At 69.9% G+C, this 24,323-nt stretch carries 18 protein-coding genes and 1 pseudogene; 9 read left to right on the top strand and 10 right to left on the bottom strand.

The features are described from left to right. Positions 1-435: 435 nt before the first annotated feature. Positions 436-1,191: an MIP/aquaporin family protein gene (locus tag OG798_RS11605; RefSeq protein ID WP_328760019.1), complete on the bottom strand. Its 756-nt coding sequence runs from the start codon at positions 1,189-1,191 to the stop codon at positions 436-438. Positions 1,192-1,502: 311 nt separating this feature from the next. On the opposite strand from OG798_RS11605, the gene OG798_RS11600 reads away from it, so the two are divergent. Continuing rightward, complete coding sequence (locus tag OG798_RS11600) at positions 1,503-2,435, top strand: glyoxalase (protein ID WP_328756924.1); 933 nt, start codon at positions 1,503-1,505, stop codon at positions 2,433-2,435. A 78-nt stretch (positions 2,436-2,513) separates the two neighbouring features. Here the strand turns inward: OG798_RS11600 and OG798_RS11595 are convergent, their stop codons facing one another. Genes OG798_RS11595 through OG798_RS11580 form a run of 4 tightly spaced genes read right to left on the bottom strand, consistent with a single transcriptional unit; the run spans position 2,514 to position 8,575 of the window. After that, positions 2,514-4,178 (bottom strand): ATP-binding cassette domain-containing protein, encoded by a 1,665-nt coding sequence (locus tag OG798_RS11595; protein WP_328756923.1) that lies wholly within the window; start codon positions 4,176-4,178, stop codon positions 2,514-2,516. Next, entirely contained in the window at positions 4,175-5,944 is a 1,770-nt protein-coding gene (locus tag OG798_RS11590) for an ABC transporter ATP-binding protein/permease (protein WP_328756922.1), read from the bottom strand. The genes OG798_RS11595 and OG798_RS11590 overlap by 4 nt, the downstream gene beginning before the upstream one ends. After that, positions 5,941-7,218, bottom strand: coding sequence for a cytochrome d ubiquinol oxidase subunit II (locus OG798_RS11585; protein WP_328756921.1), 1,278 nt, complete (start codon positions 7,216-7,218; stop codon positions 5,941-5,943). Before OG798_RS11585 ends, OG798_RS11590 begins: the two co-directional genes overlap by 4 nt. Continuing rightward, positions 7,211-8,575: a cytochrome ubiquinol oxidase subunit I gene (locus OG798_RS11580; protein WP_328756920.1), complete on the bottom strand. Its 1,365-nt coding sequence runs from the start codon at positions 8,573-8,575 to the stop codon at positions 7,211-7,213. The genes OG798_RS11585 and OG798_RS11580 overlap by 8 nt, the downstream gene beginning before the upstream one ends. Before the next feature lie 432 nt (positions 8,576-9,007). Here OG798_RS11580 and OG798_RS11575 point away from each other — a divergent pair, with 432 nt between their 5' ends. Further along, entirely contained in the window at positions 9,008-10,702 is a 1,695-nt protein-coding gene (locus OG798_RS11575) for an MFS transporter (protein WP_328756919.1), read from the top strand. 40 nt (positions 10,703-10,742) lie between these two features. Here OG798_RS11575 and OG798_RS11570 read toward each other — a convergent pair whose 3' ends face one another. The 4 genes from OG798_RS11570 to OG798_RS11555 form a co-directional block, all read right to left on the bottom strand. Further along, a complete protein-coding gene (locus OG798_RS11570; RefSeq protein ID WP_328756918.1) occupies positions 10,743-11,123 on the bottom strand; it encodes an SsgA family sporulation/cell division regulator in 381 nt (126 codons plus the stop codon). Positions 11,124-11,368: 245 nt separating this feature from the next. After that, complete coding sequence (locus OG798_RS11565) at positions 11,369-11,710, bottom strand: GNAT family N-acetyltransferase (protein WP_328756917.1); 342 nt, start codon at positions 11,708-11,710, stop codon at positions 11,369-11,371. Positions 11,711-12,119: 409 nt separating this feature from the next. Beyond that, the gene (locus OG798_RS11560; protein WP_328756916.1) at positions 12,120-12,368 is read right to left on the bottom strand and encodes a hypothetical protein; all 249 of its coding nucleotides are present in this window, start codon (positions 12,366-12,368) and stop codon (positions 12,120-12,122) included. A gap of 71 nt (positions 12,369-12,439) precedes the next feature. Then, entirely contained in the window at positions 12,440-14,182 is a 1,743-nt protein-coding gene (locus OG798_RS11555; RefSeq protein WP_328756915.1) for a pyruvate dehydrogenase, read from the bottom strand. Between the two features lie 242 nt (positions 14,183-14,424). Here OG798_RS11555 and OG798_RS11550 point away from each other — a divergent pair, with 242 nt between their 5' ends. The 7 genes and pseudogenes from OG798_RS11550 to OG798_RS11510 all read left to right on the top strand — a co-directional run bounded on the left by OG798_RS11550 (position 14,425) and on the right by OG798_RS11510 (position 23,535). Further along, positions 14,425-15,342: an alpha/beta fold hydrolase gene (locus OG798_RS11550; RefSeq protein ID WP_328760017.1), complete on the top strand. Its 918-nt coding sequence runs from the start codon at positions 14,425-14,427 to the stop codon at positions 15,340-15,342. A gap of 110 nt (positions 15,343-15,452) precedes the next feature. Further along, positions 15,453-16,178 (top strand): alpha/beta fold hydrolase, encoded by a 726-nt coding sequence (locus OG798_RS11545; protein ID WP_328756914.1) that lies wholly within the window; start codon positions 15,453-15,455, stop codon positions 16,176-16,178. Between the two features lie 109 nt (positions 16,179-16,287). Continuing rightward, entirely contained in the window at positions 16,288-19,224 is a 2,937-nt protein-coding gene (locus OG798_RS11540) for an FAD-binding and (Fe-S)-binding domain-containing protein (RefSeq protein ID WP_328756913.1), read from the top strand. A gap of 33 nt (positions 19,225-19,257) precedes the next feature. After that, positions 19,258-20,100 carry a fumarylacetoacetate hydrolase family protein gene (locus tag OG798_RS11535; protein WP_328756912.1) on the top strand — a complete coding sequence of 281 codons (843 nt, stop codon included), beginning with the start codon at positions 19,258-19,260 and terminating at the stop codon, positions 20,098-20,100. A gap of 101 nt (positions 20,101-20,201) precedes the next feature. After that, positions 20,202-21,179, top strand: coding sequence for a hypothetical protein (locus OG798_RS11530; RefSeq protein WP_328760016.1), 978 nt, complete (start codon positions 20,202-20,204; stop codon positions 21,177-21,179). Positions 21,180-21,278: 99 nt separating this feature from the next. Then, positions 21,279-22,343 (top strand): annotated as a pseudogene (locus OG798_RS56535) (IS630 family transposase). A 184-nt stretch (positions 22,344-22,527) separates the two neighbouring features. Then, a complete protein-coding gene (locus OG798_RS11510) occupies positions 22,528-23,535 on the top strand; it encodes a hypothetical protein (protein WP_443053748.1) in 1,008 nt (335 codons plus the stop codon). Between the two features lie 189 nt (positions 23,536-23,724). On the opposite strand, the gene OG798_RS11505 is transcribed toward OG798_RS11510, so the two are convergent. Beyond that, a complete protein-coding gene (locus OG798_RS11505; protein WP_121416878.1) occupies positions 23,725-24,309 on the bottom strand; it encodes a PadR family transcriptional regulator in 585 nt (194 codons plus the stop codon). Between the last annotated feature and the right edge of the window lie 14 nt (positions 24,310-24,323).

The following is a 24,323-nucleotide window of genomic DNA, read 5'->3' as shown; positions in this document are numbered from 1 at the left end:
CGCGTGGTCAGAAAGGGATCTTCCTTCGCCAAGAAGGACGAAGCGGCCGTCGAGATGGTCTCCTGGCTTGTGGGGGTTCAGGGTGCCGCAGCGCAGACCCGCACGGTCGATCCGGCCGCCCAGGCAGGTGCTGATCCCACACCAGAAGGCCGTCCGCCCGCAGGACGTCGACAGGGAAGTCCACGCGAAAGTCCTCAGGCGCCGGCACCCCAATGGGCCGGCTCGTGACGCGGGCCTGGACGCTCGACCACCGGCCGCCAGTCTTCGCCGAACCGCCAGTCCGTGAGGTACTCCTCGAACGCGCTCTTCGGGCCAGTGATCGCCGTTGGGTGGGGGCTCGCTCGGGCGGTGGCCGAGGCCGCCTGCGTCCGGTTGTTGCTCCACGGCCGCACGCTCGTCCGGTCGGGGCGCGAGCCGCCGCCACCGCACCTCATGTCATCCCGACCCGCGCAGAGCGGAGCCGTCGGCGTGGGTGCCGCAGAGCCGGTGGGTCAGCACGGTGTGACGGCTGTGCGCCCTGTTCAGGACTTCGGCGGCAACCGCGGCCCCCATCATGGGGGCGAGCAGGTAGACCCACAGGAAACCGACCCGCCCGGAGACCACGGCCGGCCCGAACTGGCGTGCCGGGTTTTCCGATCCTCCTGTGAGGGTTCCCAGCAGGGCGATCGCAGCGCAGATCAGGAAGCCGACCAACCAGGGACCCAGGGGGGCCAGTTTTGGGAACCGCAGGAACAGCCCGACGAGGTAGACGAGGACCCCCACGCTGACGGCCTCGGCCACGAACAGCCCGCCCGCGGACCAGCCGGGGCCGGGTTGCAACGCGGCATCCCTCACCGGCGGGATTCCGACCGTCGGACCCCACAGTGCGCGCGCGGCGGACACCCCGACCACGGACCCGACGAGCTGGGCCGCGATGTACGGAAGGACCGACGCGCCTCGGAAGACTCCGAGGCGCCACATGGCCAGGGAGAGCGCCGGGTTGAGGTGCCCTCCCGAGATCCGCCCCGGTCGGCTGCGGATGAGCGCCACGAGAAGCAGGCCCACACACAGACCGATGATCAGCAGTTTCTGGTGGATCTGCGGGATCGCGTCGGAGACCGGAGAGGGCCCCGCGACCCAGCGGACAATCGTCACCACACCAAAGAGCAACACCGCCGTGAGAAGGCACTCAAGGGCGCTGTGTCCTGCGATCGCTGCCGGAGTCGGGGTGGCACGGTTCCGGTCGGCCGTCGGCCGGGTGCGGCTTCAGTCATGAGTCTCGACGTTCTCTTTGAGTGACATGGGTGCGGATCAGCACGGTAGAGCGGACCTCCCACCGCCCGTTGTCCTCCAGCGCACCGCCTCCTGCCCGGTAGCGCCCGTACGGCGCACCTCGCGGGCAAGCAGGTGGGCCGTGCCCGGACAGTCGAGGCCCGGTGCGCTGTGAGAACAACCGCTGCCGCCCTCGGTGCCTATTTTTCCTTCGGTTCATTCCCGACGAACTCGATGGAGAGGAACGACAGATGAAGAAGCGCAGGGCGATCGTGCGGCTGCTGCCCGCGTTATTGCTGGTGGTGGGCGTTGGGGGATTCGCGGCTCCGTCGTCGGCTCAGAACCGGCCCGCCGCTGCCGTGCTCCCAGTCGTGACCACGGCGGTCGGTCCGCAGTACGACACCACGCACGTCTATGTCACCCCCGGCGCGATGGATGCGTTCGTCACCTGCTGGGAGGCGACCTTCGGCGGCACCAACACGGCCAAGGCGGTCACGGACGTCACGCCGACGCCGAGCACCACGCTGTCGGAACTGGTTCTCTCATCTGTCGGCACCCTGTCCGTCTTCGACTTCCAGACGCCGGTTCCCTACCCGTTCGGTGCCGAACGCACCGGATGGCTCATGAGCGACTTCGACAAGGGCCTCCGGCTGGCCCGGGAGAGCGGGGCGGACGTCGTCGTCGCGCCCTTCGACGACCCCATCGGCCGGGACGCGGTCGTCCAGTTCCCGGGCGGCGTCAACGCCCAGCTGTACTGGCACACCAAGGCTCCGTCCTACGCACCGCTGGAGACGGTGCCGGACAACCGCCTCTACCTGACACGGGACTCGGCGCGTGCGTTCCTCGCGTCGTACCTGCGATTCACCGGTGGCCGGATCGTCTCCGACGACCGGGCCGCCGACGGTGGTCGGATCGGTATCCCCGACGAGACGTACCGCCGCATCGCCATCGGCTCGCCCTTCGGCAACACGGTGGTCAGCGTGACCGATGGGCATCTGCCGTACCCGTTCGGGCGGGAGACCACCGGCTACGCGGTGAAGGACCTCACGTCGACCGTGCACAAGGCCGAGGCCGCGGGCGCGAAGGTGCTGTGGGGCCCGTACACCTCCCGGGCCCGCACCAGCGCGATGGTGCAGTTCCCCGGCGGCTACGTGGCCGAACTCCACCAGGGCGACGACCGCTGATCCTCGGCAGCAGCCGCCGCCCCGGGCGATGACTGTCACCGTCTTCGCCCGGGGCGGCACATCGCTCTCCGGCCCCGGCTACTCGACGGTTGCTGCCTGAGAAGTGGGCTTCAGCCGCAGAATGCGGGTGGCGGCAAAGGGCATCAGGTCGTGGTGCCGGTCCGGCAGGGCGATCACCAGGGCGCTGTCCGGCAGGGCGAGGCGGACACCCTTCAGCATCCGTACCGCCGTTCGGACGTCGAGGCCGGCCGTCGGTTCGTCGAGCAGGAGGACCGCGGGTGCCCGCAGGATCGCTCTCGCGATCACCAGCCGGCGTCGCTGGCCCTGAGAGAGAGCACTGCCCAGCGGGCCCGTCGGGGTGTGGAGGGGGAGAAGCTCCAGGGCCGCGGCCGCCAGCGCGGCCCGGAGTGTGTCGTCGTCCGCGCCGGGGGCGGCCTGCCGCAGGTTCTCGGCGATGGTCGCTTCGGCGATCCAGTCTTCCGCCTCGACGAGGGTGAGCGTATCGGCGATCGCGCCGGCGGGCAGGGACTCGATGGGCACGCCACCGAGGAGCACCGCCCCGGGGGCGGCAGGGGTGATGCGTCCCGCCAGGGTCTCCAACACGGTGCTTTTCCCGCTGCCGTTGGGCCCGGTGACCACAACGACGCTGCGGGGCGCGATCACCGCGGACCACAGGGTGCGGTCTTGGCCTACGCCCACGGGCAGCTCGTGGGCCACCAGGGCACTTTTCGGCCCGGCACGCTGCGGCGTCGCAGGGGATGCGGTCCCCGGCCCCTCGGGGAGCGTGCCGCCGGCCAGATCCGTCAGCCGCAGGGCGGAGTCGGTTGCCAGGCCTTGGTCGCGGAGCACCTGAGGGAGCGTCTCCATCAGCTCGTACGCGGCCGCGACCAGCAGCACCTCGCCGATGGCGTCGGCAGTCGGCTGGGTGAACACAGCACCTGACAGAGCCAGGAGCAGCACCGCCGTCTGGCCGGCCATGGCGAGCAGCCGCAGCCGGAGCCGGGCCCGGCGCATCACCGACGCGACCGCGTCCTCGGCCCGCCGGGCCCGGCCGACCGCGTGCGCGACCTGATCGCGGACCAGATCGACCGCGTCCAGGCAGCGCAGTTCCGGAAGTGCGGAGCGCCCGCTGAGCAGCGCGGTGCGTGCAGTGGCCCACGCTTCTGCGGCCGTCTGCTGATGGCCGCGGGTCCGCCGCTCGGCGGCCACTGCCGTGGCTGCGGAGAGCGCGAGCAGCAGCAGTTCGGCCGCGCCTGCCGGCGGACTCGCCACCAGGAGCAGAGTGACGACGACGGTGGCGGTCAGGCCGATGCCGGCCAGCGGCGGGACGACCTGGCCGGCCATCCCGCCCACGGCGCCGACGTCGCTGGTGAGCCGGGTCATCAGGGCGCCGTCACGTTGGTTGCGCAGTTCGCGCGTCGGCACGGTGGTCGCGGCGCGGACCAGCCGTGAGCGCAGCGAGACGGTCGCGCCGAGCAGGGCGCCATGGCTGACCAGGCGCTCCGAGTAGCGCAGACCGGTGCGGCCCAGGGCGAGCGCGCGGACCGTCCCCGAGGGGTACATCCACGACCAGGTGGTGTTCGCCTGTGCGGTGACCACCGCGCAGGAGGTGAGGAACCAGCCGGACACGCCCAGCAGGCCGGCGGCGCAGAGTTCGGCGGTCCCGGCGAGCACCGCCGCGAACAGCAGGTCGCGCCGTACCCCGCGGTCCGCCGCCGTCCACAGCAGCCTGAACGCGGTCACACCGTCTCCCTGATCCGGGACGCCCGTCCCTGGTTCAACCGAACGATGTCGTCGGCGATTTCGAGCAGCGCCGGGCTGTGTGTCGTGAGCAGCACGGTGCGACTGCGCGAAAGTGTCCGAATGGCGGCGATGACGCGGGCCTCGCCGCCCGGGTCCAGATGGGCCGTGGGTTCGTCCAGGCACAGCAGTGGCGTGTCGCGGAGCAGCGCGCGGACCAGCACCAGCTGCTGCATCTGTCCGGAGGACAGTCCCCAGCCGCGCTCCCCGACCCGGGTCGCCAGGCCCTGGGGGAGTGCGGCCAGTAGGTCCTCGAAGCCCAGTGCCGCGAATGCCGCGGTCAGTTGCTCGTCGCCGGCGTTACGGCGGGCCAGCAGCAAGTTGTCGCGGAGCGTTCCCGGGAGGAGGTAGGAGGGCTGGCCGGCCCACACTGTCAGAGCGGTTGAGGCGGGCAGGACTTCGGAACCGGTGGTGTGCAGGCACCGCCCGCGGTCCGGTTCGCGCAGGCCTGCCGCAACGGAGAGCAGGGTGGTCTTGCCGGCGCCGCTGGGCCCGCCGATGGCCACGATCGAACCCGGCCGGACCGTCAGGGTGACGCTGTCCAGGGCCGCTTCGTCGCGACCCGGGTACCGAACCCCGACGTCGTCCAGGATCACACCGGCCGGACCCGGCCGACTCGGACGGTGTGAGGCGGGTACTCGCGCCGGGGGACCGTCGACCGCCGCAACCGGAGCGTGGTCGACGATCTCCGAGAGCAGCTCGGCAGCCGCGGCTGCCTCGGCACGGGCGTGGTAGCCGCGGGCGAGTTCCCGGGCGGGGGCGAAGTACGCCGGTGTCAGGACGAGCACGAACAGCGCGGTGCCCAGACTCATGCTGGACGGGACCACCGGCAGGTCGAGGTAGCCGAGTAGGGCGAGCCCGCAGTACGTCGCGACGACAGCCATGGCCACCGTGATGAGGAGCTCGATCCAGGCGGTCGAAAGGAAGGCCACCCGCAGTACGGTCTGAGTGCGCCCGGCCAGTTCCCTGTCGGCTGCTTCGGTTGCCCGTACTGCTTCCTCGCCGGCCCCGAGGCCGACAAGTGTGGGCAGTCCGCGCAGTTGGTCCAGCAGGTGGGTGCTCAGCGTGCGGGTTGCGGTGAGCTGGGCGTGCACGGCGGCGCGGGTGCCCAGGCCGATCACCTTCAGGTTGAACGGCAGAAGCGGGGTCGCCAGCACCAGCATCAGCGCCACGGCCCAACTGCCGGCCGTCACGGCGGCCAGGACGATGCCGCTGCCCAGCAGCATCGCCCGCCGGGCGGGGACGTACGTCGTCAACCACTGGTTCAGCCTGCCCACCTCGCTGTCGAGCGCCTCACCGAGAGCGGCGTCGGACATCTCCGCGCGGGGCGCGCCGACTGTCGGAAGCGCGGCCTGGAGAAGGCGGGCACGCAGGTGGTCCTGGACGGCGGCCGCTCCCTCGTCGGCGACCCGGTCGGCCGACGCCAGCAGGACCGCGCGCAGCAGCAGACCCGCGGCGACCAGCGCCGTACCGGAGAGCACCGGAGCCAGGGCAACGCCCCCGTGCGGGGCGCGCAGGGCGGCCTGGGCCGCCCTGCCCAGCCCAGCGGCCCACAGGACATGCCCCGCGGCCGCGAGTCCCCGCAGTGTGCCGGCTCGCCGGAACGCCGGTTCGCCGACTGCTGCCCATGCGGTCAGCAGCCCGGCTGTCCGCTGCTGACCTTCGTCGTCCCGGCCGAGCCGGGCGAGCTGGTCGGGGATGTCGGTCACTTCTCGGCTGCCTGGAGGTTGAAATCACCTGCGGCTGCGGAGCGGCGGTCGGACCGGATCCAGAGGGCGAGTGCGGTGACGGAGAAGACGGCGACACCGGCCGGGTCGATCCAGGCGCGCACGTCACCGAAGATGTCCTGGGAGACGGCGGCCACCGCGACGGCCAGGAGGGTCAGAAGCACGCGCCGGACGACGACGGCCGCCCACGGACCGTCTCCCGTGGCCGACGCCACCGCCGTGGGCCGCTCCGCGGCAGTCGTGCTGTCGGACGGGACCGCCGCTTCGGTGTCGGCCGTTGGCTGGGCGAACTTCCCGCGGAAGACCCACCACGCGTAGATGTTGTAGGTGAGGACGACCGGCATGCAGCCGCCCACCCCGATGAGCAGGAACAGCTGCGAACCGTGCGGGCTGGCCGCGGCGTGCACGGTCAGGTCGGGCGGGACGACGACGGGTGCGGTGGCGGCGACGATCGCGAGCAGCCCTGCGGCCTCCGTACCGGCCACGGCGACGAACGGACGCCAGTCCGGCCGGCGGCCGAAGCCGTACCAGGCGATCGCCGCACAGACCACCGCCACCGCCACCGCGAGCCCGAACAGGCCCGCGCGGAGCGGCTGGTCGAAGCGCAGATGCTGCGGGTCGGCGACGCGGAGCCCGAATCCCAGGACCAGGCCGGCCGCCGCGACCGCCACGAGCAGCGGTCGGCCCAGTCGGCCCGCGCGGTCGTGGGCGGTGCCCGTGGTCTTGTCCTGCAGCCATGCGGCACCTGCAAGCAGGTAGACGGCCACCAGCCCCAGGGCGCACAGCACGCTGTAGGGCGTCAGCCAGTCCCAGGTGCCCCCGGTGAACACCCCACCGCGGTGGGACAGTCCGGACAGGACGCCTCCGGCCACGAGGCCCTGGCACACAGTGGCCACCAGGGACGAGATTCCGAAGACGAGGCCCCAGCCGCGCCGATAGCCGGGGGCGGCGCTCTGCAGCTCGATGGCCGTGCCGCGCAGCACGATCGCCAGCAGCATGACCACGAGCGGCAGGTAGACGCCCGGCAGCACAGTGGCGTAGACACCGGGCAGGCCCGCCCACAGAGCCACGCCCGCCAGGATGATCCAGCTCTCGTTGGCGTCCCAGGCGGTCGCGATCAGCTCGTTGTCCTCCTTGCGCCGCCGGTCGCTGCGGTCGAACAGGCTCAGGATGCCGATGCCCAGGTCGTAGCCGTCGAGTAGCACATAGGCGCCGAGTGCGAGCAGGACCAAGCCGTATGACGCGTACTCAAGCATGGCTGACCTCCGGGGGGTGGACAGTGGTGTCGGCGTCGGTCACCAGGTGCTCGGGGCCGGTCCGCACCGTGCGGACGATGTAGCGGATCCACAGCCCGAGCAGCAGCGCGTAGACGGTGACGAAGCCGATGAGGCTCGCGAGCGCCGCGCCGAGGGAGAGGTGCGAGACGGCGTCACTGGTCCGGATCAGGCCGTAGACGACCCAGGGCTGTCGGCCCGTCTCCGCGGTGATCCAGCCGCCGCTGATGGCCACGACACCGGCGGGGGCCATCCAGACCATCAGCCGGAGAAACCGCCGGGCCGTGTACAGCCTGCCGCGCAGCCGCAACACCAGCCCGGCGAAGGCCATGCCGAACATCGCCAGCGCGGTGAAGTACATCGCCCGGAAGCCGTAGAAGGCGGACCACATGTTGGGGCGGTCGTCCTTCGGCGTCTGCAGCAGTCCGGGGACTTCTGCCTTGCCGGACAGGTCCTTGCCGATGACGGCGCCCAGGTGCGGTATCTCGACATGGAACTTGTTCTCGCCCTTGTCCGTGTCGGGCACCACGAGCAGGTTGTAGCCGTTGTTGTCGGTCTTCCAGTTGCCCTCGAAGGCTTCGAGTTTCGCGGGCTGGTGTGCACCCATGAACGCGGCGGTGGCATCGCCCACGTACAGCTGTACGGGCATCAGGACGGCCAGCACCCCGAGAGCGATCGACAGCGTGCGACGCGCGAAGGGCAGCGCTCGCCGCTTGACCAGGTACCAGGCGGCGATCCCGCCGATGAACCAACCGGCACTGATCAGTACCGCCAACAGGATGTGCGGATACCGGTAGGAGAACGCCGGGTTGAACAGCACGTGCCACCAGTTGCTCGCCCGGAACTGGCCGTTGACCTCGGTGAACCCCACGGGGTCCTGCATCCAGCTGTTGGCGGAGAGGATCCACGTCGTGGACAGCAGCGTGCCGAGGACGAGCATCCAGCAGGCCAGCGCCATGGTCCGAGGACGCACCCGGCCGTCGCCGTACAGCATGATGCCGATGAACCCGGCCTCCAGGAAGAAGGCCGTGATGACCTCCATTCCGATCGTGACACCGAGGATCGGGCCGACCGCGTGAGCGTAGCTTCCCCAGTTGAGACCGAATTCGAAGGTCATGACGGTTCCGGCGACTACACCGAGGCCGAATCCGACGGCGAATATCTTCTTCCAGAAACGGAATATCTGAAGGTACAGCGGATTTCCGGTCCTGAGGTGGGCCGTGTACATCACGGCCAAGAAGACGGAGAGTCCGACAGTCAGCGCGGGAAAGCTCATGTGAAAGACCGCTGTGATGGCGAACTGCCATCGCGAGATCTCCACCACTGCGGGCGAGGCCACGGGGTCTCCTCTGGTCGATTCGGGTCGGTCCGGCAACCCTGGCGGAATTGCCTACGAGGTTGGGCCATTGGCCCTCCGGCGGTGACACCACGACAGGGCGCGAGGCCCCGTGGGCGTGAACGATGACCGAGCTCCTCCGCCGGTAGCGGCTTGTAGCGGTCGGCATTTCGTCCCGGCGTTTCCCCGGCTTCCGAGGCCACCGTAGGGTCGGCCGGTGGGCACCCTTTGCCCCTGTGCGCATCGCTCGTGTCCCCGCAGCGCACTTCGCGGGACGCAGCGCGACCGCAGTTCGCTTCCGGGCCGAAGACAGTGCACTGGCGGGCAACAGGGGTACACCGGAGCGCCCTACCGTGAGCACCGGCTATGCCCACACGGCGCCTGAGACATTGTCGGATGCGAGGCGCCTGCGTTCTCGATCCGGTATGGACCAGCATGAGCACTGCACCGTCACCGAAAGACCGCCCAGATGCGGATTCGCCCTGGGCCCCGCTCGCGGCGCGCGTCTTCCGCGCGCTGTGGATCGCGCAACTGGTTTCCAATATCGGCAGTTGGATGCAGACGGTGGGCGCCCAGTGGCTGCTGGTCGGGCACGGCGCCGCGCTGGTGACGCTCGTCCAGACCGCCTCCAGTCTCCCCGTTGTACTGCTGGCCCTGCCCTCGGGCGTGCTGGCCGACCGCTACGACCGTCGTACGGTGCTGCTGGTCGCCCAGTTCGCCATGCTCGCCGTCTCCACCGCGCTGACCGTCCTGGCGTTCGCGGACGCGCTCACCCCGGAGCTGCTGCTCGGCCTCACCTTCCTGTTGGGATGCGGCACCGCGCTGATGGGCCCGGCCTGGCAGGCGATCCAGCCGGAGCTCGTGGAGCGCCGCCAGTTGGGACAGGCGGCCGCGCTCGGCGCCGTGAACATGAACCTGGCACGCGCCGTCGGTCCGGCAATCGGTGGAGCGGTGGTCGCGGCGGCGGGCGCGGGCTGGGTATTCGCCTTCAACGCCGCGTCCTACCTCGGTATCGCGGCCGTTCTCATGTTCTGGCGGCGGCCCAGGACCCAAGCGCCCACGGCTCAGGGCGAGAAGCTTCTGACGGCTCTGCACGCGGGCCGCCGCTACGTGTGGAATGCGCCCGGAGTCCGCCGAGTCCTGCTGCGTACGCTGCTGTTCATACCCGGCGGCGCCGCGCTGTGGTCACTGCTTCCCCTGGTCGCGAGCCGTTCCCTGGGCCTGGGCTCGGGAGGGTACGGGCTGCTGCTCGGCGCGGTCGGTGCCGGAGCCGTCGGCGGGGCCTTCGTACTGCCTGCCGTCCGCCGCGCTCTCGGCGCCAACGGCACTCTGGCCGCGGGGGCCCTCGTCTTCGCCGCCGTGCTCGCGGTGCTGGCCACCACCCGGCTCCCCTGGCTCGCGGTGGGCGCGCTACTGCCCGCCGGACTGGCCTGGATCGGCGTACTGTCCACCCTCAACACGGCCCTCCAGACGCGGCTGCCCGGCTGGGTCAGGGCCCGGGGACTCGCCGTCTACCTCCTGGTCTTCCAGGGCGGGCAGGCACTGGCGGCACCCCTGTGGGGCGCGCTGGCCGATGGGCTGGGCCTGACCGTCTCGCTCCTGGTCGGCAGCGGACTGCTCGTGGCCGGCGCGGTGACCGTGCGCCGCTGGCCGCTGCACGGCACGGACGCCATCGATCCGACTCCGTCCGACCACTGGCCGGTTCCGCCCCTGCTGTTCGAACCCGGCCCCGCCGACGGCCCCGTGCTGGTCTCCGTCGCCTACCGGGTCGGCCCCGGGAACAGGGCCGCTTTCACCGACTGCATGGACAATGTGGCCCGCTCGCGCCGCCGCACGGGAGCCCTTACCTGGGGCCTCTACCAGGACGGCAACGATCCGGACCGGTTCATCGAGAACTACCTGGTCGCCTCATGGGCGGAGCACCTCGCCCAGCACCACAGCCGGGTCACGGCCACCGACCGCCGTCACGAAGAACGGGCCCGCAGCCTGCTCGTACCGGGCACTGTCCCGGAGGTGACCCATGCCTTCGATGCCGCCGAGGGTCCTGTCGTGCCCGAGACGGAGGCAGAGACTGGCGCCACCGCTGCCGACCAGGTCAAGCCCGATGCCCCGCTCGGCAACACGCCATAGTGAACACCGGCGGTCTCAGAGGCCGAGTTCCAGGCGCATCTCAGTCCTGCCTGTCGGTGAGCTCGTCGAGGACACGGTCCAAGTCGACGTGAAGGCTCTCGGCCCCCGGGGGCACGAGCGACACCGTCCGCCGCAGGAACGCGGCGACCGCGGACGCCGCGATGTCGACCTGCGCCACACCGGCGCCCGACCTCAACACAATGCGTACGGAGCCGGGATGGCAGCGATGCCGGGGAATCACCAGCACGTCTCCGGTGCCGGTGGGCCGGTGCAGGCCTTCCGTGAGCAGCGAGCGGGCGAACACCCAGTCCACGGGTCTGGCCGCGGGCGCGCCGATGGAGAGTCGGACGGCGTATGGGTCGCTCATGTCGTAGTGCAGCTCCGCGGGCAGCGGCGTCGACAGCTCGTTCGGAACGCTCACAAGTACTGTCACCATGCACATGACCGACGGAAGAGGCTGGATCAATTTCGTCCCCCACAATGGCTGCAGAAGCAGATTTCCTGGGAACGACGCTAAAATTCCATAGCTGGGGAATTTGTCGCGGAATGCACGGAACGCGGTATGAGAAAGAACTGAGCGCCGACTTCAGGGATCCATCTTGTATGGGGCGAGCAGTCCGTCGGCGTCGAAATCGCCCGCCACGGCGGCGGCGCCGAAGCCGGCGGTCACCGCGTATGAACGGTCTCCAGCCACAGCAGGACTTCTGGGGTCACGGGGTCGGCCAGGTCGGCGAACTCGTCGTGCTTCTTGAGGAACTTCGCCACGTACGGGCAGACCGGCACGATGCGTTTCCCGGCGGCGCGTGTGTCGGTCAGCGCCTGCTGGACGAGGAGCGAGGCCAGGCCCTGACCGGCGAAGGCGTCGCCGATTTCGGTGTGATAGAAGACGCGCTGGTCATCGCGGTCACGGTATGCGGTGAGGCCGGCGGTTTCGCCGACGACCAGGATTTCGTACCGGTGTTTGGCGTCCACTCGCCGGACGGTGGGAGCGGCTTCGTGCTGTGTCATCGTGGGCCTTTCAGCGGCGCGTCGGGTTCCTGCGCGACGAGGTGATGGCATGCGGAGGCGGGAGAAGTCGGCGCTGTCGTGACCGCCGAGCCGACCGAAGCGGTCGGATGCGTCAAGCCTGGCTTCTTACCGCTGTCACCGAGCACCCGGGAGGCTAGGGCCTGTCCGGCGGATCATGCCGCAGACGCGGGGCTTGGCACGCCCTCCCCCAAGCACTTCGAGCAGGGGGTGCCCCCGGCGGTGTTGTCGTCGGTTGCCGACTCCCCCAAGCTCTCGGCTTCGCTCGAGCAGGGGGGACCCCCATCGCGCCGACGCCCTCCTCCGCCGTGCAGCTGAACGCACCAAGCCCCGCTCACCAGCGTCGACGAGGAACCGCCCGTTTCCTGCGACCTGATCCGCCGGACAGGCCCTAGCCGTGCAGATTCGGCGGCTCCTTCTCGAGGCCGAGGTCACGATCCACGTCATAGCCGACCGGCCCCTCGGTCGGCGTCGGGTGCCCGATGTCGGAACCCAGGTCGAAGGCGGCCGTGCCGATGGCGTCGGCCAGCTCCTCTTCCTCGCGTCGGCTTTCGACCTGCTCGTGATGCCTGGCCAGCCGCTCCGCCAGATTCCGGACGTGCCCGTGCTGCGGATCCGAGTTCGATTCGTCCTTGCTCATCGCAAGCTCCTCCTGCTGGTGCCCTGGCTCGGGACGGTTGCCGCTGCCCCTGCCGGACACGCCTTCGTCGGTCAGGGGCGCGGAATGTTCCGCAGGTTCGTCCGTGCCAGATGGATCATCCGCCCCACTCCTCCGCTGAGGACGGTCCGGCTGGCGGACAGGGCGAAGCCGGTCACCTGTTCAGAGGTGATCTTGGGGGGTACTGCAAGGGCGTTGGGGTCCGTGACCACATCGACCAGTGCCGGCCCTTCGTGAGCGAAGGCCTCGCGCAGGGCGCCGCGCACGTCCCCGGGCTTGTCGACCCGGATGCCGCGTGCGCCGGCGGCGGTGGCGATGGCCGCGTAGTCGGTGTGCGGGTACCCGGTGCCGTACGGAGGGAGACCGTCGACCATCATCTCCAGGTCGACCATGCCCAGGGACGAGTTGTTGAAGACGACCACCTTCACCGGCAGGCCGTACTGGACGAGGGTCAGGAAGTCGCCCATCAGCATGGAGAACCCGCCGTCGCCCGAGAGGGAGACCACCTGTCGGCCGCGGTCGAGGAACTGCGCGCCGATGGCCTGGGGCAGTGCGTTGGCCATCGAGCCGTGGACGAAGGAACCGAGGATACGGCGGCGTCCGTTCGGCGTCAGGTACCGGGCGGCCCAGACGCAGCACATGCCGGTGTCCACGGTGAACACCGCGTCGTCGGCGGCCTCCTCGTCCAGCGCGGACGCCACGTACTCGGGGTGGATCGGGATGTAGTTCTCGACGTTGTGCGTGTAGGCGCCCACCGCGCCTTCGAGCGCGTGCAGGTGCCGGTCCAGCATGCGGTCGAGGAACCGGCGGGACGGCTTCTCCCGGACCTCCGGGGTTAGGCACTTGAGTGTCTCGCGGACGTCCCCCCACACCGCGAGGTCCAACTGTGTTCGTCGGCCCAGCCGTTCGGGCTGGATGTCGATCTGGACGGTCCGCACGTCGCGGGGCAGGAACTCCGTGTAGGGGAAGTCGGTTCCCAGGAGCAGCAGCAGGTCGCACTCGTGCATCGCCTGGTAGGCGGCGCCGTATCCCAGGAGGCCGGACATCCCGACGTCGTACGGGTTGTCGTACTGGATGTGCTCCTTGCCGCGCAGCGCGTGGCCCACCGGGGCCTTGACCTTCTCGGCGAAGGCCATCACCTCCGCATGGGCGCCCTCGACGCCCCGGCCGCAGAAGACCGTCACCTTCTCGGCGGCGTCCACGAGCTGGACCAGACGCGCCAGTTCCTCGTTGCCGGGACGGACGGCGGGCCGGTCCAGCGGAATCGCCAGTTCGGCGACGTTGTCCGGGGACTCCTGGGCGGCGATGTCTCCGGGCATGGCCACGACCGACACGCCTCGCCTGCCGACCGCGTGCTGGATCGCAGTCTGCACCACGCGGGGCATCTGATGGCGCGAGGAAACCAGTTCCGAGTAGTGACTGCACTCTTCGAACAACCGGTCCGGATGCGTCTCCTGGAAGTACCCGGTGCCGATCTCGCTGCTGGGGATCTGCGCGGCCAGCGCCAGCACCGGTGCCATCGAACGGTGTGCGTCGAACAGGCCGTTGACCAGGTGCAGATTGCCCGGGCCGCAGGATCCCGCGCACGCGGCCAGCCGGCCGGTGAGCTGTGCCTCTGCGCCGGCGGCGAAGGCGGCGACCTCCTCGTGCCGGACCTGGATCCATTCGAGGGCGTCGTGCCGCCTGACCGCGTCGACGACCGGGTTCAGGCTGTCGCCGACGACGCCGTACATCCGGCGCACCCCGGCGCGGGCCAGGAGGTCGACGTACTGCTCGGCAACGGTCTGCTTGGGCATGACTCTCCTCGAAGCGCTCTGTCCTGAGTCCCCAGTCAGGCGAGGAGGCGCCGCTCCGGCGGCTTGTCCGCCAGAGCACGGCTCGGTGCCCGACAGCGCACTCGTCCCGGCTCTCCCGTCGCCGGGTTCCTTCGCGGACCTTGGCCCGTGCGCTCCCGGACAAGCCGCACCGCGACTGGGTCCTAGGTTCGAATGCAGGGATCCGCCGCCTCTGCGGCCTGGGGTGACGGCAGGGCCGCCCCCTGCGCTCCGCCCGTCCCCTTCGACTTCACGAGCGAGTACCCACGACGGAACTGACAGGCATCACCCACCACACCGCCGAACTCAACGGAATCAGGCAGCACTGGGTCAGCGCGGGGCAGGGGCCGCCGGTCTACCTGCTCCACGGCTTCCCCGAGACCTGGTACGGCTGGCGGAAACAGATTCCCGTACTGGCCGGGCAGTTCACCGTGATCGCACCGGACCTTCGGGACTACGGCGACACGGACAAGCCCGCGTCCGGCTATGACAAGCGGACCATGGCCAACGATCTCGTCGCGTTGATGGACCACCTGGGGCATGAGCGGATCGCGCTGATCGGCCACGACCGCGGGGCCCGTGTCGGCACCAGGTTCGCCAAGGACCATCGCGACCGGATCGACCGGTTCGTGACCATGGACAACATCCCCACCCGGATCGTCGCGGACACATGCGACGTGACGCTCGCCCGGCAGGGCTACTGGTTCTTCACCTTCCTCGGTGTGCCCGACCTGCCTGAGGCGTTGATCGCCGGGCGCGAGGAGATCTGGCTGACCCACTTCTACCGCAGCTGGTCGTACAACCCCGACATGCTCACGCCTGAGGAGATCGCGGTCTACGTGCGCGCTTACCAGCAGCCTGGGGCGGTGCGCGGATCCTGCATGGACTACCGTGCGGCGGCCCAGGACGTCGCCCAGGACAGCGAGGACGCCGACCAACTCATCGACTGCCCGGTGCTGACCATCTGGGGGAAGGTTTTCAGCGCCGTCGGACAGGCCTACGACGTCCTGGACGTCTGGAAGGGGATGGCCAGCGACGTCCGCGGTGTGGCCATTCCCCAGTGCGGACACCTCTGCCAGGAAGAACGTCCCGACGTCGTCAACGCCGAGCTCCTCGACTTCCTGGCGGGTTGGAGCGGCTGACCCCAGCGGCCGACCGAGGCACAAGTCCTCGCCCTGAATTCCGGACCGGCCCCCATCCGCCGACCGGCCCCGCATCAGCCGAACACACACCAACGAAAGGAGAGTTACTCATGTCCGGTTCCGACAACCCGACCGTCGTCCTGGTCCACGGCGCCTTCGCCGACGCGTCCAGCTATGCCCGTGTCATCCCCGAACTGATGGCCCGCGGTCTGGACGTGGTGGCCCCGGCCGTGCCCAACCGCAGCCTGATCGGGGACGCCGCCTACACCGCCTCCATCGTCCGGCAGATACCCGGCCCGGTCGTCCTGGTGGGGCACTCCTACGGCGGCGCCGTCATCACCGTCGCCGGTGTGGAGGACAACGTCAAGGCGCTGGTCTACCTCGCCGGCTACGCCCTGGAGAAGGGCGAGAGCCTGGGGGAACTGCAGGGCCGCTTCCCGGACTCCGACCTCGCCTCCGCGCTGGTTTACACGCCGTTCCCGATCGAGGGCTCCACCACTCCCGGCACCGATGTCTCGGTCCAGATCGACAAGTTCCCGTCCATCTTCGCCGCTGACGTGGACCCCGATCTCGCCGCCGTCCTCGCCGTGTCCCAGCGTCCGCTGGCCGCACAGGCCTTCGGCGAGGAGGCCCCGGACGCGGCCTGGAAGACCAAGCCTTCCTGGGGCCTGGTCTCCTCGTCCGACCGCACCATCAACCCCGAAGTGGAGCGCTTCGGCTACCAGCGGGCCGGTATGACCACCGTCGAGGTCGACTCCTCGCACCTGGTGATGCTCGCCCACCCCGGGCGCGTCGCCGACCTGATCGAGGAAGCCGTCCGGAGCACCTCCCACTGATCCGTCGCTCCGGCCGCGGACTGCTCCGCGGCCGGAGAAGGAGGCTGGGGAGCCCGGCCTCCTTCTCGCCCGCACCGGCACCCGTCCGCCGGGAAACATGGAGAGTTGCATGGCACTGCTCGAGCCGGATCCGGAAAAGCTGCGACCGCCGAGAACCCTGGGCCCGGCCGCCGACCGGGTGCCGGAAGACAGAGCCTCGGGCACACCCGGGGCATTGCGGGAGGACCTGGTTCGGCTGCTGGGTTCCCGGAAGGTGCTGCACTCGCTCTCCGACCTGGTGAAGTACGCCTCGGACGCCAGCCCCTACCGTTTCGTGCCCCAGGTGGGCGTGATCGCCGAGAACGTCGAGGACGTGGCCACGGTCCTGCGGTACGCGCATGAGCACCGGCGTGAGATCGTCTTCCGGGCGGCCGGAACCTCGCTGAACGGTCAGGCGCAGGGCAAGGACATCCTGGTCGACGTGCGCCGCCACTGGACCGGCGTCGAGGTGCTCGACGAGGGTGCCCGGGCGCGGATCAAACCCGGCACGACCGTGGGACGCGCCAATATCACGCTGTCCCGGTACGGCCGGCTGATGGGCCCCGACCCGGCCAGTTCCAGTGCGTGCACCGTCGGAGGGGTCGTCGCCAACAACGCCTCGGGCATGACCGCCGGCGTCACCCGCAACTCCTACCGTCTGCTCTCCTCCGCCACTGTCGTTCTGCCGTCGGGCACCGTCGTCGACACCGCGGCTCCGGACGCCGACGCAATGCTGCGGAAAGCCGAGCCCGAACTGTGCGAGGGCCTGCTGGCGCTGAAATCCGAGATCGAGTCGGACAACGTGCTCGTCGCCCGGATCCGCGCCAAGTACGAGCTGAAGAACACCAACGGCTACCGTCTCGACGCCTTCCTGGACGGATCCACCCCGGTGGAGATCCTGCGCGGGCTGATGGTCGGCTCCCAGGGCACTCTGGGCTTCATCGCCGAGACAGTGTTCAGGACGGTCTCCCTGGACCGTCTCACCCACACGGCGCTGCTGTTCTTCCCCGACCTCGCGGCTGCCGCGGCGGCGGTACCGCTGTTCAACGGCGCCGGGGCCCGAGCCGTCGAGCTGATGGACGGAAACATCCTCCGCGCCTGCGCGAGCGTCGATGGCGTTCCCGCGGACTGGGCCGACCTGCCCCGGGAGACCGCCGCTCTGCTGGTGGAGTTCCGCGCCCCGGACGAATCGGCTCACCAGGCCAACCGGCAGGCCGCCGCCGGTGTTCTTGAAAAGCTGACGCTGGTGGCCCCGGTGGCGTCCGTCAGCAACCGTTTCATCGAGGACCCGGGCACGATCAGAACGTACTGGCACGCCCGTGAGGCGTTCATGACGGCGGTGGGCAAGGCAAGGCCTGCCGGTTCGACGCTGATCACCGAGGACTTCGCGGTGCCGCCCTCGCGGTTGGCGGAAGCCTGCGAGGCCCTGTCCGAACTGCAGCGCCGGCATGGCTTCGATGCGGCGGTCGCGGGTCACACGGCGCACGGCAACCTGCACTTCCTGCTCGCCTTCGACGCCGCGCGCCCGGAGGACGTCCAGCGGTACGCGGCTTTCATGGATGAGTTCTGCACCATGGTGGTCCGCCGCTTCGACGGCTCACTCAAGGCAGAGCATGCCACCGGCCGTAACATGACGCCGTTCCTCGACCTCGAATGGGGCGCGCACGCCGTCGAGTTGATGTGGCGGGTCAAGGAGACCCTCGACCCCGCGGGGGTCCTCGCCCCGGACGTGGTGCTCAACCGTGATCCCCGAGCTCACCTGCAGGGCCTGAAGACCATCCCCACCATCGAGGCGGTCGCCGATTCCTGTATCGAGTGCGGGTTCTGCGAGCCCGTCTGCCCGAGCCGGGACCTCACCACCACTCCTCGCCAACGGATCGTGCTGCGGCGGGAGATGATGCGTCAGGCCGTCGATTCCCCCGCCATGAACAGCCTCCTGGAGTCCTACGGCTACGACGCGGTCGACACCTGTGCCGGCGACTCGACCTGCAAGATCGCCTGCCCGGTGGGCATCGACACCGGCGCCATGATGAAGAGGTTCCGGCACCAGCGGCACTCCGAGCGGGAGGAGCGGAACGCGGCCCGTGTCGCGCGGCGGTTCTCCCTCGCCGAGTCGTCGGTGCGGGTGGCTCTAGGCGTTGCGGACCACGTCAGCGACCGTGTCCTGGGTCGCGTCACCTCTGCGGCACGCAAAGCGATCTCACCCGACCTGGTGCCGGAATGGATCTCCGGCATACCGTCCCCCGCCCGTCCACGCCTGCCCGACACGGACCGGAGGACCGCCCGCGCCGTCTACTACGTCGCCTGCGTCAACCGGATCTTCGCGGGACCTGACGGCGGGAAGGGCCCGTCCCTGCCCGAGGCGGTCGTCGAAGTCTCCCGCAGGGCCGGGCGGCCGGTCTGGATACCTCAGGACATGGCCGGGTCGTGCTGCGCGACCATCTGGCATTCCAAGGGATACGACGAAGGCAACACGGTCATGGCGAACCGCATCGTCGAGCGGGCATGGCAGTGGACCGACGGGGGACGTCTGCCGCTCATCGTCGACGCCTCGTCCTGCACGCTGGGCATCGGGCACGAGATCGGCCCGTATCTGACCCCCGAGAACGAACAGAAGCACCGGGCCCTCACCATTGTGGACTCGATCGAGTGGGCCGCCACCGAACTGCTGCCGCGCCTGACGGTGACGGACCGGATCGACAGCGCGGTACTACACCCCACCTGCTCGATGCGGCACCTCGGCGACGTCGAACAGCTCAGCGCCGTCGCCCGGTTCATCGCACAGGACGTCCACGTGCCTGTCTGTGCGGAGTGCTGCGGGTTCGCCGGGGACCGGGGTCTGCTGCACAAGGAGCTGCCCGAAGCGGCTACCGCGCACGAGGCCGCGGAGGTCGACGAGGGCGCGTTCGACGCCTATCTGTCGGCCAACCGCACGTGCGAGATCGGCATGGAGCACGTCACGGGCCGCCCGTACCAGTCCGTGCTGCTCGCACTGGAACGCGCCACCCGCCCCACCGCATCCGCCTGACAGCGGCCCACCCCCTCGCACAGGGAGCACACCTTGCGTATCGCCAACCTCGCCGGCCGCCTCGTAGTCGTCACCGCCAACCTGGCGGTCGACGTCCAGAAAGCCAGTGCCGGCCTCTTCTCCTCCGACCCGCAGGCGGTCTACTCCCGTTGGACGGAATTCCGCGCATGGGCCGATCGGGCCGACCTCGGCGGCGGGGTCCCCTGCGACCCGGCGGACCTCGGTGCACCGGCACCGCAGCCGCAGCAACTCCTCGCCATCGGTCTGAACTACCGCGAGCACGTCACCGAGGCGGGGTTCACCACACCCGAGGGCATGCCACCGGTCTTCACCAAGTTCGCGACCAGCCTCACCGGACCGGTCACGGAGGTGGCGCTGCCGAAGGGCGGTCACACCGACTGGGAGGTGGAACTGGTCGTGGTCGTCGGGCGGAGGGCGTACCAGGTGTCCGAGGCCGACGCCTGGAGTCACGTGGCGGGCCTGACGGCCGGTCAGGACATCTCGGAGCGCATCGTCCAGATGGACCTCCCGGCACCCCAGTTCAGCCTCGGCAAGTCCTATCCGGGGTTCGCTCCGACAGGTCCCTGCCTGGTGACTCCGGACGAGTTCGACGACCCCGACGACCTGGAGCTGACCTGCGCCGTCAACGGCGAGGAGATGCAGCGCGGCCGGACCCGGCAGCTCATCTTCCCGGTGTCCACCCTCGTCGCCAAGCTGTCCACGGTGCTTCCGCTGCTTCCCGGCGACGTCATCTTCACCGGCACCCCGGCAGGCGTCGGCCTCGGCCGCAGCCCGCAGCGCTGGCTGTCCGCAGGGGACGAGTTGGTCAGCTCCATCGAAGGCATAGGCGAACTGCGGCAACGATTCGTCAGCTGAATTTCCCTTTCGAGCTCCCAGCAGGGGAAGTCCTTTCCCCACCAGAAATCTCCCACCAGAAATTTCGTGCCAGAAGGAAGAAGCAAGAACCCATGTCGAGAATGTCGAAAATATCGGGAATCACGAGCAAGCAGTACACCGGGCGCCTGGTCACGGCACTGGCGGCGACCCTGGCCATGGCCGCCGCGGTCCCGGCCGCCGCCCTCGGACCGGACGTGCACTTCGTAGCGCATCTGAACAAGGCGGACGGGCAGCGCCCGGAGAACATCGCCCTGGAACCCGGCGGTGGCGCCGACGTCACCTTCGCCTTCAGCCGTCAGGTCGCCCGCATAAGCCCGGATGGCGCAGTGCGCGTCCTCGCCGCCTTGCCCGAGCCCCCGGCCGGCGCCGCCACCCCCGCCCTGTCCTCACCGTTTCTCGGCGGGATCGTCCGCGCGCACGACGGCACGCTGTACTTCCTCTACGCCACCGGCAGCAGCGACCTGACCGGCCTGTGGCGCCTGCGGCCGGGCGGCACTCCGCAGCGCATCGCCGCGCTCCCGGCCGACAGCCTGCCCAACGGCCTCGCCCTCGACCAGCGCAGTGGTCTTCTGTACATCGCCGACTCGGTCCTTGGCACTGTCTGGCGTGTGTCCACCGCCGGGGGCACCGCAACCAAGTGGGCCACCGCACCCGAGCTGGCACCCCACGGGTTCCTGGGAGCCAACGGCATCAAGATCCACAATGGTGCGGCCTGGGTGTCCAACCTGGACAAGGGCACCGTGCTGCGCATCCCGATCACCTGCCGGGGCGGCGCCGGTCCGGTGGAGACCCGCGCCACCGACCTCGTCAACATCGACGACTTCGCGTTCACCGGCCGCGACGACACCTTGCTGGCCGCGATCAACGCGGACAACGAGGTCGCCCTGGTCAGGCCGGACGGCAGTCACACCATCGTGCTGACCGCCGCTGACGGGCTGGAGAACCCGACATCTCTCGCCGTGCGCGGCACCACGGCCTACGTCGCCAGTGGCGCCTACTCCACCGACAATGACCCCAACGTGCTGGCCGCCCGGATCCCTGCCGTCACGGGCGAGTGAGGACGAGGTGGCCGCTGCGCTGGCTGCTGCTGAACTTGATTGAGTGATGTCGGAGCCGTTTGCCTGACAGCGGCACCACGGCTTCGGTAGCCGTTGGGCGTGAGATACGCGAGAGGTGGTGGGTTGACTGATGCAGAGAGGGCCGCGCGGGAGCGAATCCGGTTGCAGGCCGTGGAACGCTTTGAGGGCCGGGAGAAGAACTGGGAGATCGCTACTGCGCTGCGGCTCAGCGAGCGATCGGTGGAGCGGTGGCGCCGCCAGTGGCGCGAGCGCGGCGAGGCCGGGGTCCTGTCGAAGGGCTCGCCGGGGCGACTGAGGCTCGGCGAGAAGCAGATCGCGAGACTCGAATGGGAGTTGGAACGCGGTCCGCTGGTCCATGGTTGGGTCGACCAGAGGTGGACGCTGGCACGGGTGAAGACGCTGATCGGCCGTTTGTTCCACGTGAGCTACACGGTGGAGGGCACATGGCGGCTGCTGAAGCGGCACGGCAGGTTGTGGCAACAGCCGATCCGCCGAGCCATCGAACGCGATGACGCGGCCGTGGAGCTGTGGAAGAGGGACGTCTGGCCGCGGGTAGGAGCACCGCGGCGGCATGCAACGGCTGGATCGTCTTTGAGGACGAAGCCGGCCAGTCGATGACGCCGCCGCGTGCCAGAACTTGGGGCCGGGTCGGCCGGGCCCCGGTTGTCCGGGTTCGCGGCCGGGGCTCCGGACGAGTGTCGATTGCGGGCATGACCTGCTACAGGCCCGGTGAGAGGTCCCGGCTGATCTACGCCGTCCGCGAGTATCGGGGCCGCAAGGACGAGCCGAAGGGCTTCGGCTGGCGGGACTTCCGTGACCTGCTCGTCCGCGCGCGCATCCAGCTCGGCGGCTCGGTCGTGTTGGTCTGGGACAACGTCCGTCTTCGCCTCACCAAGCCGCTGCGGGAGTTCATCGACGCGAACGCCGCCTGGCTCAGTGTGTTCCAGTTGCCCGCCTACGCACCCGGACCTGAACCCGCAGGAGGGCATCTGGGCGCCGGTCAAGCGCGACATCGCCAACCTCGCCGCAGCCGACCTGGGCCAGATCACGCGGGTCGTGAAGCGTCGACTCAAGCAGATCCAGTACCGCCCGGACCTGGTCGATGGCTGTCTCGTCAGCACAGGCCTAATCGTGGCCGGCTGACCAGCGGTACGAATCACGTCCAGCGGCTCAGTCCGGCGCGGCTTCCGGCTTCCTGAGGCTGTGACGGGGACGTCGAGGCCCGCTCTGCCTTTCGGTGGGGCGTCTGGCGTCGTCTGAAAACCCCTTGCTCCCCGGTCCGCCTGCTTGGTGGGATGCAGGGGCTTCGACGGCGGGAGGGGACAGCTTGGCGGTGTTCGGGTGTGCGGGGTGCGGTGCGGTCCTGACGGCGGCGGTGTCGGAGGTGGCGTTGCCGATCCACCTGGCCGACACCCACTGGGAGACGCTGCACCCGCCACTGCTGGAGGCCGGGTCCTACGCCGTCGACCCCGCGCCGTACGGGCCGCCGTGGCGCCAGTGGGACGAGGTCGGGGCGCGCGAGGCGGCGGAGCGGGGGCGCTTCGCGCCGTTCGGTGCGCTGTCCGACGGACCGTCGGACACCGTCCTCCTCGCGCCCGGCGACATGCGTGGCACTGGGCTGATCATCGAGCGGACCGGGGGCTACTGCATGGGAATCGACGGGAGAGAGGGGCCGAACCTCGCCTGCCTGGGCTGCGATCTGCCGATTGGAACGAGGATGGACGACTGCGGGTGCTGGCAGGTCGTCCGGCTCGTCCCGCAGGCGGTGGTCCGGCTGCCCTGCCCGCCGGAGCGGCCAGTCATGGATTGGGCGGAGCTGCTGGCCACCGGCGCGCTGTGGCAACGGCTGAGCGAGTACCGGGACATCCCGGCGGGCGTGACCCTCGCCCAGGTGGTGGTGGCCGCCGGGGGCGCGCCGGTCGAGGTGGCGCCCGGGCCGGTCGCGGAGCTCCTCGGCCGGGCACTCGGCGCGCTGCTGCCCGCCGGGGAAGCCGCGAAGCGGCTGGACCTGGCGGGGCCGGGGTTCGGCGACCCGGCCGCTGACCTGGTGCTGGTGCCGGTCCATCCGCAGACCGGAGGCACGTGGCAGCCGCGTGCCGGGGCAGTGCCGGTACCTATGGATGCCGCGCTCTGGGCCGAACTCGCGTTCCCGCTACACCGGACTCGGCTGCCGATGGTCGGCGGGCTGCCGGCAGGCGTGGAGCGGGACGACCCGCTGCCGCCGCACCCGTGGTACCCGTTCCAGCCGTCCAGGGAGGCGTTCCGGTACACGCTCGCGCGGATGCCCGCCGTCAGGGAGCCGTGGCTGCGGGCGATCTACGACCGAGGATGCTGACCCGTCAGAGGTAGTGCGGACCCAGACGTTGGGCTCGACGTAGACGGCGCAGTCATGGACCGAGTCGCAGCTGGAACCAAGACGCCCCCTGATCACACATGGCTGACCGACATCACATATTCAACTTCAGTAGCCATGGAGGGGGCATCCTGCATGTTTACGCAGGTGATAGGGCTGTGTTAATTCTCCTCAACGTAGAGTTGAAGGCCCGGCGGCAGAAGAGGGACGGTCCGGTGAAGCGTCGCGAACGTTCCCTTCGAGTGAGTCGATCGTGGCCCGCAGCCAGGTGAGTTCGGCCCGGCTCGTGGCCCGGGCGATGGTGAGAATGCCCTGCCGGAAGGGGTCGTCGAGCTCTTCGGCGCGCAACGGCCGGTCGCCTTCGTAGAAGAAGCTCGCGGGCTCCTCCAGGAAGGCGAGCCTGCGGCGCAGTACCGCGGCCTGCGCCGCGGGGTCGGCCAGGTGCCTGAGGAAGGCGAGCACCGTGAACCAGCGGTTCTCGTCGGTGATGTCGCGCTGCACGGGGTCCGCGAGCCGGCGGCGCAACTCGCTTCTCCCCTCCTCGGTGAGCGTCAGGACGTGACGAGGGGCAGCCACGGAGCCGGGCTGCGTCGCCCGCGCCAGCGACCCCGCCTTCTCCAGCCGCTTGATCGCGGGGTAGAGCGTGCTCTCCGCGACGGGCTTCACATGGCCGGTCAGCGCGGTGATGCGCTTGCGCAGCTCGTAGCCGTGCAGCGGGGCGTCGTACAGAAAACCGAGGATGGCCAGCTCAAGCATGCTCCGCATTCTGC

Source organism: Streptomyces sp. NBC_00271 (assembly GCF_036178845.1).
Lineage (GTDB): Bacteria > Actinomycetota > Actinomycetes > Streptomycetales > Streptomycetaceae > Streptomyces.
This window is presented reverse-complemented; position numbering and strand designations above follow the sequence as displayed.

Excerpts from the sequence above, each read along its gene's own strand:
- OG798_RS11600 (WP_328756924.1), top strand. The coding sequence starts at position 1,503 with ATGAAGAAGCGCAGGGCGATCGTGCGGCTGCTGCCCGCGTTATTGCTG.
- OG798_RS11555 (WP_328756915.1), bottom strand. The coding sequence starts at position 14,182 with ATGCCCAAGCAGACCGTTGCCGAGCAGTACGTCGACCTCCTGGCCCGC.
- OG798_RS11585 (WP_328756921.1), bottom strand. The coding sequence starts at position 7,218 with ATGCTTGAGTACGCGTCATACGGCTTGGTCCTGCTCGCACTCGGCGCC.
- OG798_RS11575 (WP_328756919.1), top strand. The coding sequence starts at position 9,008 with ATGAGCACTGCACCGTCACCGAAAGACCGCCCAGATGCGGATTCGCCC.
- OG798_RS11505 (WP_121416878.1), bottom strand. The coding sequence starts at position 24,309 with ATGCTTGAGCTGGCCATCCTCGGTTTTCTGTACGACGCCCCGCTGCAC.
- OG798_RS11545 (WP_328756914.1), top strand. The coding sequence starts at position 15,453 with ATGTCCGGTTCCGACAACCCGACCGTCGTCCTGGTCCACGGCGCCTTC.
- OG798_RS11540 (WP_328756913.1), top strand. The coding sequence starts at position 16,288 with ATGGCACTGCTCGAGCCGGATCCGGAAAAGCTGCGACCGCCGAGAACC.
- OG798_RS11565 (WP_328756917.1), bottom strand. The coding sequence starts at position 11,710 with ATGACACAGCACGAAGCCGCTCCCACCGTCCGGCGAGTGGACGCCAAA.
- OG798_RS11530 (WP_328760016.1), top strand. The coding sequence starts at position 20,202 with ATGTCGAAAATATCGGGAATCACGAGCAAGCAGTACACCGGGCGCCTG.
- OG798_RS11560 (WP_328756916.1), bottom strand. The coding sequence starts at position 12,368 with ATGAGCAAGGACGAATCGAACTCGGATCCGCAGCACGGGCACGTCCGG.